This window comes from Streptomyces sp. NBC_00659 (assembly GCF_036226925.1).
In the GTDB taxonomy this organism is placed as follows: Bacteria; Actinomycetota; Actinomycetes; order Streptomycetales; family Streptomycetaceae; genus Streptomyces.
The window spans coordinates 1,271,759-1,285,940 of the sequence record NZ_CP109031.1 but is presented as its reverse complement, the minus strand read 5'-3'; the positions used below and the strand labels follow the sequence as shown (position 1 = coordinate 1,285,940).

Sequence of the window (14,182 nt, the reverse complement as noted above, 5' to 3'; positions counted from 1 at the left end):
CCGAGGGAGCCACGGCCTGCCGTGGGCCGCGTCGGTGGACCGCATCGCTGGGCTGCGTCGATGGACCGCGCGGAGAGGCCGGACGCCCAGGCGACGGGCGGGTGCGCCCACGCGGCCCCGACCCGCCCGGGACGGCCCGGCGGGTTACGACTCCAGCGTCACCCACGCCCCCGACGCCGCCGAGCGCGCCATCGCGTCCAGCGCCGTCGCACTGCGGACCGCGTCGACCAGCGTGGCGCCGTACGGTCTGTTGTCGGCGATGGAGCGCAGGAAGTTGTGCGCCTCGACGACCTTGAGGTCGTCGTAGCCCATGCTGTTCGCCGCCCCCGGCTGGAAGGCGGCGTAGTCACCGGCTCCCGGACCGACGTACACGGTGCTGACGGGCTGGTCCTGGTACGACGTGCCCCGGCTGACGCCGAGCTCGCCCATCCGGCGGAAGTCCCAGAACACCGCGCCCTTCGTGCCGTGGATCTCGAACCCGTAGCTGTTCTGCTCGCCCACCGAGACCCGGCACGCCTCCAGGACGCCACGCGCGCCGGAGGCGAAGCGCAGCAGGCAGTTGACGTAGTCCTCGTTCTCCACGGGCGCCCGCTCGCCGCCCGCGGCGCGCGCGTGCCCCGCGGTCGCCCCGGCCGGCCGGGCCCGCACCGGTACGAAGACCGCCGTGTCCGCCGCCAGAGCCTCGATCTCGCCCAGCAGGAAACGGGCCAGGTCGACGCCGTGCGAGGCCAGGTCGCCGAGGACACCACTGCCGCCGCGCTCCCGCTCGTAGCGCCAGGTCAGCGCACCCTCCGGATGGGCCGCGTAGTCGCTGAGGAGACGGATGCGCACATGGGTCACGTCCCCGATGTCGCCGGAGGCGATCAGCTCGCGGGCCGCCACGACCGCGGGGGCGCCCCGGTAGTTGAAGCCGACCGTGCCCCGGACCCCGGCTGCGGTCACCGCGCCCGACACCGCCCGGGCGTCGTCGGCGGTCAGTCCCACCGGCTTCTCGATCCAGATGTGCTTGCCGGCCTCGGCCATGGCCACACCGATCTCACGGTGCAGGAAGTTCGGCGCGGTGATGCTCACGGCCTCCACGCGCGGATCGGCGGCGATCTCCCGCCAGTCACGTACGGCGCCGGCGAAGCCGTACCGCTCGGCGGCCTCCTCGGCACGGCCGGGTACGTCGTCGGCGACGGCGATCGGTTCGGGACGCAGGGCGAGCCTCGGGAAGTGGTGGAGTACGCGGGCGTACGCCTGCGTGTGCACCCGTCCCATCCAGCCGAACCCCACGACAGCGATACCGAGCGCACGCACCACGATCGCCCTCCTTCGAACCGTCCCGAACCGGAACCGAACCGGAACCGTCCCGCACCGGCAGCATCCCGAGCCGGAACCCTTCCGCAGCGGAACCATCGCGCACCGGAACCATCGCGCACCGAACCGGGCCCATCCGTACCGATCCAGACCTACCCGCGCCGATTCGGACCCACCCACAGCGAACCGGAACGAACTGGACCGAACCAGAACGACCGGAACCAGATCAAACCAGTCTGGTCCGGTCTGGTCCGGTCCTGTCCGGCCCGCGATCAGGCTGGTGCGATGAGGCCCCGCTCAGCCTGCGACCGACGCCCGCTGTTCCAGGACCCGCAGGGCCCGCTCCGCCCACTCGATGATCGCCTGCTCGAAGGCGCGTCCCCCCAGGAGAGTGAGATACGGGCCGACGCGCTCCGCCCCGGCGAGGTACTCGTCCTCGGTGCGCCCGTCGAGCAGGCGGGCGCCGATCCGCTCGTAGTGCGCCAGCTTGGCGCGCGACCACTCCAGCCGCTCGGCGATCGCCACCCGGACGGCGTCGGCGTCCCCCATGTCGAGTGCGTACACCTTCACCATCAGCTCGTCGCGGATCGCGGTGGGTTTCGCGGGCCCGGCGGTGAAGGAGGCCAGCGCTTCGAGGCCCGCCCCGGTCAGCGAGAAGACCCGCTTGTTGGGCCGCCGTTCCTGCTGCACGAGCCGGGCCTCGATGAGCCCCTCGGACTCCATCCGGTCGAGTTCCCGGTACAGCTGCTGCGGGGTCGCCATCCAGAAGTTGGCCACCGAGGCGTCGAACCCCTTGGCCAGGTCGTAGCCCGACGACTCGCCCTCCAGGAGCGAGGCCAGTACCGCGTTGCGCAATGCCATCCCGCAAGGCTAGACGGCCTCCGTCCACAGGACTAATCTTATCCGCACCTAATCAATTAATTGAGTAAGAGAGGCGGTCGCAATGAACTCCTTCCGCAAGGCCGTGGAGGCCGGAGACCTCGACGCGGTCGAGGAGCTGCTGGCCGACGACGTCGTGTTCACCAGCCCCGTCGCCTTCAAGCCGTACCCGGGCAAGCCGATCACCGCCGCCATCCTGCGCGGCGTCTGGCGCGTCTTCAGCGACTTCCGCTACGTCCGTGAGATCGCCGGCGCCGACGGCCGCGACCACGCGCTGGTCTTCACGGCCAAGGTCGGCGACAAGGAGATCAACGGCTGCGACTTCCTGCACTTCGACGAGGACGGACGCATCGACGAACTCATGGTGATGGTCCGCCCGTTGTCGGCGGCGCAGGCGCTCTCCGAGGCCATGGGGGCGCAGTTCGAGCAGATCTCCCGGGAGGCGGCCGGCGCGTGAGGGTCCGGACTTGCGCTGTTTGAACCGACTCCCTCCGGCTACCCGGCTGTTGTGACGACGACTTCACAGCAGGAGCTCTTCCGGTTCCTGGAGGACCGCTTCGAGTGCGCCCGGGCCTGTGCCGACTGCGCCAGGACCTCCGCGCTGCGCGCGAGCCTCATGGATCCCGACGGGCCGAAGAAACAGGAGGCCGCGCGGCGTTCGGGCATTCTGTGCGCGGAGGTGTGCGAGGCGACCTGCCATGTGCTGTCCCTTCACTCCGCTCGGAACGAGCGGGACGTCCTCGCTCAGCTGGAGTGGTGCAGGGACGTATGCCTGGAGTGCGCGGAGGCCTTCGACGCATGCCCCGGGGCGGAGGCCGCCGCGCGGAAATGCCGTGAATGCGCCCGGTCGTGCACGGACTTCATCGCCACGCTGCGCTGAGTCCGTACGCCGCCCGGGTCAGGCCCGTCCGGCGAGCGGGCGTCCGGCGCGGACGTTCCAGCGCCCCGCGCGCCCGCTCAACTCCGTGACGGTGAGCGGCGGTACGTCCACGCGCCAGAACGCCGGCTCAGGTGCCCCCAACGCCCGTACCACCAGGGCCCGTACGACCTCGGGCTCCACCACGGCGACGGTTCGGCCGTCGAGAGCCGCCGCCGCGTCGAGGCGTTCCGCCACCCGGTCGCAGAACGCCCGCACCGACTCGCCGTCGTGCGGCGCCGACACGGGATCGGCGAGCCAGCGCGCCACCGCCTCCGGCTCCTTCGCGCTCACCTCGGCCAGCGTCGCCCCGCGCCAGCGGCCCACGTAGAGAGGGGCCAACTCCGCTGTCTCGACGCCGTCTTCGAGCCCGAGTGCCTCAGCGGTCTGCCGGCACCGCACGGTGGGGGAGACCCACAGCCGCGCACCCGCCGGAACGGCACCCGCGTCGGCCGCCGACCGGGCGGCCCGCAGGCCCGACGCGTCCACCGGACTGCTGCCGTCGTCGAAGCGGGCCTCACGCAGCGCCTCGCCGATCGCCGCGGAGATCAAGAACACTCGGCTGGTCATGCCATCACTCTCATGTGTCGTGGACCCGGCTCGTGCTGTACGGGTCGAGTTCGTGCTGTACGAGCCACGATATTCCGCGAGGGCCGGGGAATCCGGCCCGCACGAGGGGGCGGCGTCCGTCTCGCCGACGTCATCGGCATTCCCAATTTCTGAAACACGTTCTACGGTGTGCGCCGTCAGGTCGGGCCCGGGGAGGCAGGAGGCGCCGTGCATCTCGAATACACGCCGGAACAGCAGCGGTTGCGGACCGAACTTCGTCTCTACTTCGCCGAGTTGGTGCCGGACAACGCGTACGCGCGCTACGCGGATCCGGCGGCGCAGAAGCGCTTCTACCGCGAGACGATCCGACGGCTCGGCGCGGACGGCTGGCTCGGGGTCGGCTGGCCCAAGGAGTACGGCGGGCGGGGTCTGAGCCCGATGGAGCAGTTCATCTTCTTCGACGAGGCGGCCCAGGCCGGGGTGCCGCTGCCGCTGATGGCCCTCAACACCGTCGGACCGACGATCATGCGGTTCGGTACGGAGGAGCAGAAGTCGTACTTCCTGCCGAAGATCCTCTCCGGCGAACTCGACTTCGCGATCGGCTACAGCGAGCCCGGAGCCGGGACGGACCTCGCCGCGCTCCGGACCAGGGCCGTACGGGAGGGCGACGAGGAAACCGGTCACTACACGGTCGACGGCCAGAAGATCTGGACGACCAACGGCGACACGGCCGACTGGGTGTGGCTCGCCGTCCGCACCGACCCGGACGCCCCGCCGCACAAGGGCATCACCATGCTCCTCGTGCCGACCTCCGACCCCGGCTACTCCTGCACCATCATCAACACGCTCGCCTCGCACGACACCACCGCGAGCTACTACGAGAACATCCGCGTCCCCGCCGCGCGCCGGGTCGGCGAGGAGAACAAGGGCTGGCGGCTGATCACCAACCAGCTCAACCACGAGCGCGTCACCCTCGCCGCGCACGGCACCATGGCCATCCGCGCCCTGCACGACGTCCAGCGCTGGGCGATGGAGACCAAACTCGCCGACGGCCGCCGCGTCGTCGACCTGCCCTGGGTGCGCCGCCTCCTCGCCCGTACGCACACCAAACTCGACGCCATGAAACTCCTCAACTGGCGGATGGTGAACGCCGTCCAGGAGGGCACGCTCACCCCGCAGGACGCCTCCGCGGTCAAGGTGTACGGCTCCGAGGCGCGCCGGGACGCGTATGCCTGGCTGATGGAGATCGTCGCAGCCCCCGGTGTCCTCAAGGAGGGCTCCGCCGGCGCCGTCCTGCACGGCGAACTCGAACGCGGCTACCGATCGGCCGTGATCTTCACCTTCGGCGGCGGCAACAACGAGATCCAGCGGGAGATCATCTCGTGGATCGGCCTGGGGATGCCCCGGGTGCGGCGCTAGCGCGGATGTGACAAAGATTTATAGTTGGCACAAAAGAGGGATAGTTGGCACCGGACCGAGGGCGCGGACCGGAGGGTGGCGGGCCTGGCTTGCAGACTATTTCAGGCGGCTGACCTGCCGCTTTCTCACGGCTGGTGAGGGTCGGGCGTGCTGTGCGTCCATGTCTCCTACTCGATGACCGTACGTATGGAGACGCGGAGGTGCAGATTCTGGTCGCAGGTTGTCCCGAGTCGTGTTGAGTCTCAGGCGTCCGCGCCGGCAGAGCTGCGCGCTGCTTCGTCCCCCAGCGTGAGGCCTGTGATCCTCATGCTGAGGTCGACCTGGACAGGATGTCGTCGATGCGGACTTGGAGGCTGGCCTCACGGTCGCAGGTGCTCGCCAGATGCGCCGCGTAGACGTCGAGACGTCTACGGAGATGGAGCCGGGCACCGCGCAAGTCGTCTCTCTGGAGAACGGAGAGTTCCCTGGTGAGCGAGGTGACGTCATCGCCGTTGCGCTCGGATTCGCAGATGACGGGGCTGTGGACAGGTTCGCCCTGAGTGGCTCTGCTCCATGCGAGGGCGGATCCAATCCCAGAGTCGCCCCGCTCGTGAAGTCTGCGAAGGCGCGGGATGCCAGCAGTCAGGAGGCGCCACTCTTCACTCGCCATGCGCCACTCGGCCAGGCGCTGGCGGCGGTTCGCATAATTGATCCGGTCCTCGGTGACATCAAGGTGGTCTGCGATCTGGTCGACTCGTCGGTCGAACTCAGGCCACAGGTTAATAGGGTCGAAGCGCTTGGCGAGGCCGGATAGGAGCTTGGCGGCCATCTTAGGAGTCAGGTCGAGGACCTCGGCGCATCGGGGCCAGGAGGCGCCGATGATGAGTCTCACGAGCCGGATAGAGGCGGCGCGGCGCAGCGCGCGCACCCTGGGACGTTGGTCTTCTGGCATGTGATCGAGGAAGCCGTCGAAGTAAGTGTCGAACCAAGGTTTCGGCAGGTAGGCCGGGACCTCCTCAACCGAGAATCGGTGCTTGCGGGCTGGTGTCCGCAGGCTGCGGTGCCCGTGAGCGCCGTAGCTCCTGGTGGCCAGGGCCTGGGCGAAACGAGGGGAGATGTTGAGTGACCGGGCGATTTGGCCGTAGAACATCGGGACACGGGACCGGACGGTTTGGACCAACGGCCGGACCTGTTCGCGGAGAGATGTCTGGTCGTGCTCACTGAGCAAAGTGTCGGCCGCCAGGAGCGGGACTGTAAGACGTTCGGTGTAACTCCCGATCATGGAAGATGCATCGATGACCAGTGAGAACATGTCCGAGTCCGGAGCCGTCGAGTCCTCGAAGGCTGTGTCGGCGAGGGCCGTGGACGACCAGTTGATCGACGAGCTGGTGCACCGGGCCCAGGCGGAAGGGCTGCGGCTGACCGGTGAGGGCGGGCTGCTGCAGCAGCTGACCAAGCGGCTGCTGGAGTCCGCTCTTGAAGGCGAGATCACGGACCATCTCGGCTATGACAAGCACGACCCGGTCGGTAAGAACGGTGGCAACTCCCGCAACGGCAAACGCTCCAAGACGGTGCTGACCGACGTCGGCCCGGTGGAGATAACCGTGCCCCGCGACCGGGGCGGCTCATTCGAGCCGAAGATCATCAAGAAGCGGCAGAAACGCCTGACCGGCGTCGACGAGATGGTCATCTCCCTGGCCGCGAAGGGCCTGACCACCGGCGAGGTCCAGGCCCACCTCGCTGAGGTCTACGGCGCCGAGGTCTCCCGCCAGACCATCTCCACCATCACCGACCAGGTCCTCGAGGGCATGGCCGAATGGCAGAGCCGCCCGCTCGACGCCGTCTATCCGGTGATCTTCATCGACGCCATCCACGTGAAGATCCGCGACGGCGCGGTCGCCAACCGGCCCATCTACGTGGCTCTGGCCGTCACCGCCGAGGGCCGGCGGGAGATCCTGGGGCTGTGGGCCGGCGACGGCGGCGAGGGCGCCAAGCACTGGATGCACGTCCTCACCGAGATCAAGAACCGCGGGGTCGGCGACGTCCTCATGCTCGTCCGCGACGGGCTGAAAGGCCTGCCCGAGGCGGTGGAAACGGTCTGGCCCAGGACGATCGTGCAGACCTGCGTGGTCCACCTGCTGCGGAACTCCTTCCGCTATGCCGCCCGCCAGGACTGGGACAAGATCGCGCGTCTGCTCAAGCCCGTCTACACCGCCCCCACCGAAGAGGCCGCCCTGGACCGGTTCGCCGAGTTCGCCGATGCCTGGGGCCGGAAGTATCCGGCGATCGTGAAACTCTGGGAGAACGCCTGGGAGGAGTTCACCCCGTTCCTGCGGTTCGACCCCGAGATCCGGCGCATCGTCTGCACGACGAACGCGATCGAGTCGGTCAACGCCCGCATCCGCCGGGCGGTCAAGGCCCGCGGACACTTCCCCAACGAGCAGGCCGCCCTGAAATGCGTCTACATGGCGATCATGTCGCTCGACCCCACCGGCAAGGGCCAGGCCCGCTGGACCATGCGCTGGAAGACCGCGCTGAACGCCTTCGACATCACCTTCGACGGCCGCCTCTCAGCGGCCTGTCAGTAACCCCAACTACCCCAGTTACACCACTCGTTTGACAGTCCCGTACCCCACGACAAACGTGGCCGGGAATCAGCGGTTGGTCCGGCGTCATCGAGTACGTAGAGCGTCTCGCTCATGCACAGCCGGTTGAGTCAGAGCCGCCTGCCAGGCCGGCGTCCGCGTGCCACGGCGGAAGCTGGCCTGGCTTTGAACTCCCCTCGCGGGGTGCCGCTTGTGACGGTGAGGGACGAGTTCATTAGGTGTCTCTGTATGTGTGGTTGCGGGCCGCCGTGCCGTGGTCAGGGTGCAGCCTGGGGCGGGGTGGAGTGGCGGACGAAGACGGGCTTGAGGTGCTTCTCGGGCAGGGCGTCGGGGAGTTGTTCCCAGTCGAGGACGTGGGAGACGACTCGGGCGGGGTCGACGGTGCCGGAGGCGGCGAGGTCGAGGGCGTCGGGGATGTGGGCGCGAACGTTGTCGCGGGCGATGCGCAGGGTGACGCCGGTGAGGTACATGTCGAGGAGTGGCAGTTCGCCGGGGCGGAAGTGGTTGCCGGCCGATTCGCAGATGCCTTCGGGCGCGAGTGACTTGACGGCGAGGGTGAGCTGGTCGACGCGCCCGGTTGCCTCGACGGCGAGGTCGAAGCCGTGGCGGATCGCTTCGATCGATTCGGCGGTGCGGGCGCCGAAGCCCTCGGCGAGCTTGCGGTGCTCCGCGTCGGGGTCGACGTAGAGAACGTCGGAGGCGCCGAGGGCGCGGGCGATGTCGCAGACGTACAGGCCGATGCTCCCACGGGCGACGACCAGGACCCGGGCGCCGGGGCGGGCCTTGAGGTGGGGCGCGACCAGGCGCCAGGACAGCGACCAGTTGTCGCTCGCCGAGGCCATCGCGACCGGGTCGAGACCGGCGGGCAGGGGCACCAGCATGGCGTCCGCGTACGGGACGCGGACCAGGTCGGAGAAGAGGCCGCCCCAGCTGCCGCCGATCGGCGCGCCGTACATGGCCATGTGCGGGACCGAGGTGCAGTGGGCGGTGAGTCCGTTGCGGCAGTGGTCGCAGGTGCCGCAGCTGATGGACCAGGGTACGACGACGAGGTCGCCGGGGGCCACGGTGGTCACCGCGTCGCCGATGTCGGTGACGCGGGCGATGCACTCGTGGCCGAGGGCGAACGGCGGATCGATGAAGCCGTGCCCGGCCAAGATTGCCGAGTCCACGTCGCAGGAGGTCGCGGCGATCGGCGCGACGATCGCCTCCTGGTCGGACTGGAGCTCGGGGTCCGGGGCCTCGCGCCATTCGACCGTGCGGCGGGCGACGTATGTCAGCTCACGCATCCGCCTGCTCCTTGTTCTGCCGCGCCAGAGCGACCAAGTCGGCATAGCGGATGACGGAGCCGCCCGCGCCCCAGGTTCCGTCCTGCTGCTCATGCACGAGCACCCACACTCGCAGCGCGTCGTCGGGGGAGAGGCCGGCGGCTGACAGAACGGTCTTCGTCGCGTCCTGGACCAGGCCGGCCTTGCGCCGCTCGGACAACGCCCCCCGCGGCACCGTCACCTCCACCAGGAAGCGGGGAGCGTCGTCCTCGGCGGTCCCTTGGGCGCGTTCGGGCAGCTCGACGAGGTAGCTCCACGCCTGGGCGCGGAAGAAGGCGGTGTCGGGCGCGCCCTCCCAGCGCAGCAGCACGGCCGCAAGGTCGCGCTGAACGGTGGTGCGGCCCTCTTTGGTGAGGGCTCCGGCAGGCACGGTCAACCGGATCATGGGCATGGCAGCTCCTATGACGATCGTTATAGACCTGGGTCACGGTAGGCTATGACGGTCGTTATAGCGAGAGGGGAGTGCGAGATGGCCAAAGGCGGTACGCCGTCCCGTGAGCGGATCGTGGCCGGTGCCGCGGACATGATCAGTCGGCGCGGCCTGAGTGCGACCAGCATCCGGGAGATGGCCAAGCACGCCGAGGCGCCGCTCGGCTCGACGTACCACTACTTCCCCGAGGGCAAGCAGCAACTGGCCGCCGAGGCGGTCCGCTTCACGGGCGAGTGGGTCGCGCGGAGGCTGCGCAAGGAGCTGGAACCCGGGCCGGCGGCGGGGCTGCGGGCGTTTCTGGACCTGTGGCGGAGGATTGTCGTCGAGAGCGACTTCCATGCCGGCTGCCCCGTTCTGGCCGTAGCCATCGAGGAGCCCCCGGCCGACGAGGTGCCGCCCGCCCTGGTGGCCGCCGCTGAGGTGTTCGAGCAGTGGGAGAGCTTGCTGGCCGCATCGCTGCGGGAGCACGGCGCCGGGGCCGAGCAGGCTGCGCAGCTCGCCACGCTCATCGTCGCCGCCGTCGAGGGGACGGTGGCGATGTGCCGCGCCAAGCGCAGCACTCAGCCCCTCGATCAGGCCGCCGAACAGCTTCAGGCCCTCATCGCCACCGCAACCAGGGACTGAGCCGAGCCGGGCCCGGCCGACCGGTCTTTCGCCGGGTCGGCCCTCGCTACCAGGAAGGCGGGCGGGAGGAACGAAGGAGTGGGGGACTTTGGCAACGCCGTGATTTCACGGCGTGACGTCGTCCAGGAGCCAGGAGCCAGGAGCCAGGAGATGATGGAGACGACGCGGCGCGGGTCAGCAGACAGCGGTGGTGCTGTCCACGCGGAGGGGAGCATTCGTGCGGGCAGTGATGTCCTCGATCGTGACGCCGGGGGCGGTTTCGACGAGGGCGAGGCCGTCTGGGGTGATGTCGAGGACACCGAGGTCGGTGATGACGCGGTGCACGCACTGTTCTCCTGTGAGCGGGAGGGTGCATTCTTTGAGGATCTTGGGGCTGCCGTCCTTGGCGGTGTGTTCCATGAGGACGATGACCCGGCGGGCGCCGTGGACGAGGTCCATGGCTCCGCCCATGCCTTTGACCATCTTGCCGGGGATCATCCAGTTGGCGAGGTCGCCCCGCGCCGAGATCTGCATGGCACCCAGTACGGCTGTGTCGATGTGTCCGCCTCGGATCATGCCGAAGGAGAGGGCGGAGTCGAAGAAGCTTGCGCCGGGCAGGACGGTGACGGTCTCCTTGCCCGCGTTGATGAGGTCGGGATCGACCTCCGCTTCGGTGGGGTAGGGACCCGTACCGAGGATGCCGTTCTCGGAGTGCAGGACAACATGCACGCCGGCCGGCAGGTGACCGGGGATCAGCGTCGGCAGGCCGATGCCCAGGTTGACGTAGGAGCCGTCGGTGAGTTCGGCGGCGGCGCGGGCGGCCATCTGGTCGCGGGTCCAGGCCATCAGGAACGTACCGTCCTCTTCTCGATCTTCTTGTCGGCGGCTTCCTCGGCAGTGAGCGCCACGATCCGCTGGACGTAGATGCCGGGCAGGTGGATTTCGTCGGGGCGCAGCTCGCCCGGTTCGGCGAGTTCCTCGACCTCGGCGATCGTGATGCGGCCGGCCATCGTGGCCAGCGGGTTGAAGTTGGCTGCGGCTTTCCGGAAGACGAGGTTGCCGTGGCGGTCGCCACGCCAGGCCCGTACGAGGGCGAAGTCGGTGACGATGCCGTGCTCCAGGACGTGTGTGCGGCCCCCGAAGTCGCGGGTCTCCTTGGGCGGGGAGGCCACGGCGACCGAGCCATCGGGCCCATACCGCCAGGGCAGTCCGCCCTGGGCGACCTGCGTACCGACACCTGCTGGGGTGTAGAAGGCCGGAATACCGGCGCCGCCGGCCCGCAGGCGCTCGGCCAGAGTGCCCTGGGGCACCAGTTCGACCTCGAGTTCTCCGGACAGGTATTGCCGGGCGAACTCCTTGTTCTCACCCACGTAGGAACCGGTGACTCGGCTGATGCGGCTCGCGGCGAGGAGAACGCCGAGGCCGCGGTCGTCGACGCCGCAGTTGTTGGAGATGACCTTCAGACCGCTCGTGCCGTGCGCGTGCAGGGCGCGGATGAGGGCTTCGGGTACGCCACTGAGTCCGAAGCCGCCGACGGCCAGCGAGGCGCCGTCGGGTATGTCGGCGACCGCTTCAGTGGCGCTCGCTCGGACCTTGTTCATGCTGAGGGAGTCCTTTCAGGGCTCGCGCCGGGCAGGACGGCGGACCAGCCGCCGTCGAGGACGAGGTTGGCTCCCGTGATGTGGGCGGCTTCGTCAGAGGCGAGGAAGACGGCGGCGTCGACGATGTCGTCGGGGCGTCCGGCGCGGCCGAGCGGGATACGGCGGGCGATGGCGCGCATCGGGTGGTCTTCGCAGAGGAGAGTGGTCCGGGAACCGGCAGTGCCGATTGCGCCAGGGCTGACACAGTTCGCGCGGATACCGTACGGGGCGCCTTCAGCGGCGAGTTGGCGGGTCAGTGCGATGACGGCGCCCCGGGAGGCGGAGTGCGCGGTTGTCCGGTTGGTGAGCGAGCCGGTGAGTCCTGCGGTGGAGCCGATGGTGAGAATGCAGCCGCGGCTGCGCTGCAGGTGCGGCCAGGCGGATCGGACGGTCAGCCATACCGGGTCCAGCTCGGCCCGCATGGTGAAGGCGAAGTCTTTGCAGGGCTGACTGTTGACCGGTCCGAAGCGATCGGCTCCGGCGTAGATGATGTCGATGCCGCCGAAGGCGTCCACGGCTTCGTGGACCCAGGAGGAGACGGACTGCTCGTCGGTGACGTTCAGGGGGCCGGGGGTCAGGGCGGTCCCGCCTTCGCGGGCGATGAGCTGCTGTGTCTCGAGTGCCTGCTCGTGCAGCAGGTCGCCTCCCACGACGAGCGCGCCCTCGGCCGCGAAACGCAGTGCTGCGGCCCGGCCCTGACCGCTGGCGGTCCCGGAGATCAAGGCCACCTTGCCGTCGAGTCGCCTCATGCGCCGGCCTCCCCAAGGAGGGCGTCCGACACGGACTTCACGCCGCCGTGCGCGGTCAGGCCGCCGTCGACGGCGATCTCCGCGCCGGTGATGAAGGAGGATTCGTTCGACAGGAGGAAGACGACCAGCGGGGCCACCTCGGCTGCGGTGCCCGTGCGCCCGAGCGGGGTCTCGCGGATGTTGGCTTCACGGAAGGCCGGCGCGGCGGAGGCGGTCATCTCGGTCTCGATGTAGCCGGGGTGGATCGTGTTGACGCGGATGCCGCGCGGGCCGAGTTCCGTGGCCGCGGTCTTCGACAGGCCGCGCAGGGCCCATTTGCTGGTCGTGTAGGCGACCGGATAGTGAGCGGTGAGGGCCGCCGAGGAACCGACGTTCACGATCGATGAGCCGGGCGGCATGAGCGGGGCGAGGTGCTGAATGCCGAGCAGCGGGCCGGCCACGTTGACCGCGTGGACACGTGCCAGGTCGTCTGGGCGCACGTCACCGATGCGGGCCCGCCAGGTGATGCCGGCGTTGTTCACCAGACCGTGGACCTGCCCGTACGCCTCCTTGAGCTCGGCCGCCAGTTCCGCCCAGTCCTTCTCACTGGTGACGTCGAGGCGACGACAATCCTCGGCGGATGCGACGTCGGTGGCGATGACGCGGGCTCCCTCCCGCACCAGTGCCTCGGCCTCGGCGGCTCCCTGGCCGCGGGCCGCTCCGGTGACCACGACGACCTTGCCGAGCAGCCTTTTGGGGTGCAGGTCGCTCACGGCCTCTCCCGGGAGCGGCGCCGGCCGAAGGGAAGGGCGATGGGTTCAGTGCCGGGAGCGACGGTGTTGGATACGGTGCCGATGCCCTCGACCGTGAGCGTGACGGTGTCGCCGGGCTTGAGCGGCGGCGGGGTCTGTTCTCCGCGTACGCCCCACAGTTCGGCGAGGCAGCCGCCGTTTCCGCAGGTGCCGGAGCCGAGTACGTCGCCCGGGACGACCCGGGTGCCGCGGGAGGCGTACGCGACCATTTCCTCGAACGTCCAGCTCATGTTGGACAGTAGGTCCCTGCCGACGACCTCGCCGTTGACTTCAGCAGTGAGGGCCAGCCTCAGGAAGCCGTCGTCGTCCCGATGCCGCTCGAGCTCGTCGGCGGTGACCAGGTACGGGCCGAGGGTGGTGGCGGTGTCCTTTCCCTTGCACGGGCCGAGACCCACCTTCATCTCGGCGGACTGAAGGTCCCGTGCGGACCAGTCGTTGAAGACCGTGTAGCCGATGATGTGCTCGCGTGCCTGGTCGGGAGTGAGGTCGCGGCCTTCGCGGCCGATGACCGCGGCAACCTCCAGCTCGAAGTCCAGGACGGCGGAGCCCGGCGGCATCGGAATGTCGTCGCCGGACGCGTAGATCGCGTGCGGGTTGGTGAAGTAGAAGGTGGGCGCGGTGTACCACTGTTCGGGCACGCCGCCTGTTCCCTCCACCGAGCGGCGTACGCCTTCGACATGCTCCTCGAACGTGACGAAGTCCCGCACGGAGGTGGGCCGAAGCGGCGGCAGCAGGCGTACCTGGGAGACGTGCGGTCCGGCCGGGACGTCGAGGGTGGCGGCACCGAGATCGAGGAGTGCGGGGAGACCGCCCCCGGCACTGATGACCTCGGTCAACGAGCGGAGGCCGGGCACGGGATACAGCACGCCATCGGCGTCGACCACGGCGACGCGGGGTTGATGCTGGTGTTCGTAGGCGGCGAAGCGCATGAGCAGCTCCTGGCTGGGGCTGGGCCCGAGGCGCGGCACTATGTGTCAGGGCAGGTGACAGGCTGCCG

Annotated in this window: 16 protein-coding genes; 5 read left to right on the top strand and 11 right to left on the bottom strand. The window is 69.4% G+C overall.

What is annotated here, in order from left to right:
• Window positions 1-144: 144 nt before the first annotated feature.
• Both OG410_RS05410 and OG410_RS05405 read right to left on the bottom strand, forming a co-directional pair.
• Window positions 145-1,302: a Gfo/Idh/MocA family protein gene (locus OG410_RS05410; protein WP_329298066.1), complete on the bottom strand. Its 1,158-nt coding sequence runs from the start codon at window positions 1,300-1,302 to the stop codon at window positions 145-147.
• A 294-nt stretch (window positions 1,303-1,596) separates the two neighbouring features.
• Window positions 1,597-2,160, bottom strand: coding sequence for a PadR family transcriptional regulator (locus OG410_RS05405; RefSeq protein ID WP_329298065.1), 564 nt, complete (start codon window positions 2,158-2,160; stop codon window positions 1,597-1,599).
• 82 nt (window positions 2,161-2,242) lie between these two features.
• On the opposite strand from OG410_RS05405, the gene OG410_RS05400 reads away from it, so the two are divergent.
• Window positions 2,243-2,635 (top strand): nuclear transport factor 2 family protein, encoded by a 393-nt coding sequence (locus OG410_RS05400; RefSeq protein WP_151468855.1) that lies wholly within the window; start codon window positions 2,243-2,245, stop codon window positions 2,633-2,635.
• A gap of 51 nt (window positions 2,636-2,686) precedes the next feature.
• On the top strand, window positions 2,687-3,058 hold the full coding sequence (locus tag OG410_RS05395; protein WP_329298064.1) for a ferredoxin: 372 nt from the start codon (window positions 2,687-2,689) through the stop codon (window positions 3,056-3,058).
• Window positions 3,059-3,076: 18 nt separating this feature from the next.
• Here the strand turns inward: OG410_RS05395 and OG410_RS05390 are convergent, their stop codons facing one another.
• Window positions 3,077-3,664, bottom strand: a complete 588-nt coding sequence (locus OG410_RS05390; protein WP_329298063.1) for a histidine phosphatase family protein — start codon at window positions 3,662-3,664, stop codon at window positions 3,077-3,079.
• 207 nt (window positions 3,665-3,871) lie between these two features.
• Between OG410_RS05390 and OG410_RS05385 the strand changes: the two genes are divergently transcribed.
• On the top strand, window positions 3,872-5,062 hold the full coding sequence (locus tag OG410_RS05385; RefSeq protein WP_329298062.1) for an acyl-CoA dehydrogenase family protein: 1,191 nt from the start codon (window positions 3,872-3,874) through the stop codon (window positions 5,060-5,062).
• Between the two features lie 304 nt (window positions 5,063-5,366).
• Here OG410_RS05385 and OG410_RS05380 read toward each other — a convergent pair whose 3' ends face one another.
• Window positions 5,367-6,353, bottom strand: a complete 987-nt coding sequence (locus OG410_RS05380; RefSeq protein WP_329298061.1) for a hypothetical protein — start codon at window positions 6,351-6,353, stop codon at window positions 5,367-5,369.
• On the opposite strand from OG410_RS05380, the gene OG410_RS05375 reads away from it, so the two are divergent.
• Complete coding sequence (locus tag OG410_RS05375) at window positions 6,352-7,629, top strand: IS256 family transposase (protein WP_443063876.1); 1,278 nt, start codon at window positions 6,352-6,354, stop codon at window positions 7,627-7,629. The two genes, OG410_RS05380 and OG410_RS05375, sit on opposite strands and share 2 nt — an antisense overlap.
• A 275-nt stretch (window positions 7,630-7,904) precedes the next feature.
• Here OG410_RS05375 and OG410_RS05370 read toward each other — a convergent pair whose 3' ends face one another.
• Together OG410_RS05370 and OG410_RS05365 are read right to left on the bottom strand one after the other, a co-directional pair.
• The gene (locus OG410_RS05370) at window positions 7,905-8,933 is read right to left on the bottom strand and encodes a zinc-dependent alcohol dehydrogenase (protein WP_329298059.1); all 1,029 of its coding nucleotides are present in this window, start codon (window positions 8,931-8,933) and stop codon (window positions 7,905-7,907) included.
• Window positions 8,926-9,363 (bottom strand): tautomerase family protein, encoded by a 438-nt coding sequence (locus OG410_RS05365; protein ID WP_266755510.1) that lies wholly within the window; start codon window positions 9,361-9,363, stop codon window positions 8,926-8,928. Before OG410_RS05365 ends, OG410_RS05370 begins: the two co-directional genes overlap by 8 nt.
• 78 nt (window positions 9,364-9,441) lie before the next feature.
• Here OG410_RS05365 and OG410_RS05360 point away from each other — a divergent pair, with 78 nt between their 5' ends.
• The gene (locus tag OG410_RS05360; RefSeq protein WP_266755509.1) at window positions 9,442-10,026 is read left to right on the top strand and encodes a TetR/AcrR family transcriptional regulator; all 585 of its coding nucleotides are present in this window, start codon (window positions 9,442-9,444) and stop codon (window positions 10,024-10,026) included.
• A gap of 174 nt (window positions 10,027-10,200) precedes the next feature.
• Here OG410_RS05360 and OG410_RS05355 read toward each other — a convergent pair whose 3' ends face one another.
• From OG410_RS05355 to OG410_RS05335, 5 genes are read right to left on the bottom strand one after another with little or no spacing between them, the layout of a single operon-like run.
• Window positions 10,201-10,851, bottom strand: coding sequence for a CoA transferase subunit B (locus tag OG410_RS05355; protein ID WP_329298058.1), 651 nt, complete (start codon window positions 10,849-10,851; stop codon window positions 10,201-10,203).
• Window positions 10,851-11,606, bottom strand: a complete 756-nt coding sequence (locus OG410_RS05350; protein WP_329298057.1) for a CoA transferase subunit A — start codon at window positions 11,604-11,606, stop codon at window positions 10,851-10,853. The genes OG410_RS05355 and OG410_RS05350 overlap by 1 nt, the downstream gene beginning before the upstream one ends.
• Window positions 11,603-12,394 (bottom strand): SDR family NAD(P)-dependent oxidoreductase, encoded by a 792-nt coding sequence (locus tag OG410_RS05345; RefSeq protein WP_329298056.1) that lies wholly within the window; start codon window positions 12,392-12,394, stop codon window positions 11,603-11,605. The genes OG410_RS05350 and OG410_RS05345 overlap by 4 nt, the downstream gene beginning before the upstream one ends.
• Window positions 12,391-13,146: an SDR family NAD(P)-dependent oxidoreductase gene (locus OG410_RS05340; RefSeq protein ID WP_329298055.1), complete on the bottom strand. Its 756-nt coding sequence runs from the start codon at window positions 13,144-13,146 to the stop codon at window positions 12,391-12,393. Before OG410_RS05340 ends, OG410_RS05345 begins: the two co-directional genes overlap by 4 nt.
• The gene (locus OG410_RS05335; protein ID WP_329298054.1) at window positions 13,143-14,114 is read right to left on the bottom strand and encodes a fumarylacetoacetate hydrolase family protein; all 972 of its coding nucleotides are present in this window, start codon (window positions 14,112-14,114) and stop codon (window positions 13,143-13,145) included. Before OG410_RS05335 ends, OG410_RS05340 begins: the two co-directional genes overlap by 4 nt.
• Window positions 14,115-14,182 lie beyond the last annotated feature (68 nt).

Coding starts and splice junctions, on each gene's coding strand:
- OG410_RS05355 (WP_329298058.1), bottom strand. CDS start 10,851: ATGGCCTGGACCCGCGACCAGATGGCCGCCCGCGCCGCCGCCGAACTC.
- OG410_RS05380 (WP_329298061.1), bottom strand. CDS start 6,353: ATGTTCTCACTGGTCATCGATGCATCTTCCATGATCGGGAGTTACACC.
- OG410_RS05360 (WP_266755509.1), top strand. CDS start 9,442: ATGGCCAAAGGCGGTACGCCGTCCCGTGAGCGGATCGTGGCCGGTGCC.
- OG410_RS05390 (WP_329298063.1), bottom strand. CDS start 3,664: ATGACCAGCCGAGTGTTCTTGATCTCCGCGGCGATCGGCGAGGCGCTG.
- OG410_RS05400 (WP_151468855.1), top strand. CDS start 2,243: ATGAACTCCTTCCGCAAGGCCGTGGAGGCCGGAGACCTCGACGCGGTC.
- OG410_RS05365 (WP_266755510.1), bottom strand. CDS start 9,363: ATGCCCATGATCCGGTTGACCGTGCCTGCCGGAGCCCTCACCAAAGAG.
- OG410_RS05350 (WP_329298057.1), bottom strand. CDS start 11,606: ATGAACAAGGTCCGAGCGAGCGCCACTGAAGCGGTCGCCGACATACCC.
- OG410_RS05335 (WP_329298054.1), bottom strand. CDS start 14,114: ATGCGCTTCGCCGCCTACGAACACCAGCATCAACCCCGCGTCGCCGTG.
- OG410_RS05345 (WP_329298056.1), bottom strand. CDS start 12,394: ATGAGGCGACTCGACGGCAAGGTGGCCTTGATCTCCGGGACCGCCAGC.
- OG410_RS05375 (WP_443063876.1), top strand. CDS start 6,352: ATGTCCGAGTCCGGAGCCGTCGAGTCCTCGAAGGCTGTGTCGGCGAGG.
- OG410_RS05405 (WP_329298065.1), bottom strand. CDS start 2,160: ATGGCATTGCGCAACGCGGTACTGGCCTCGCTCCTGGAGGGCGAGTCG.
- OG410_RS05370 (WP_329298059.1), bottom strand. CDS start 8,933: ATGCGTGAGCTGACATACGTCGCCCGCCGCACGGTCGAATGGCGCGAG.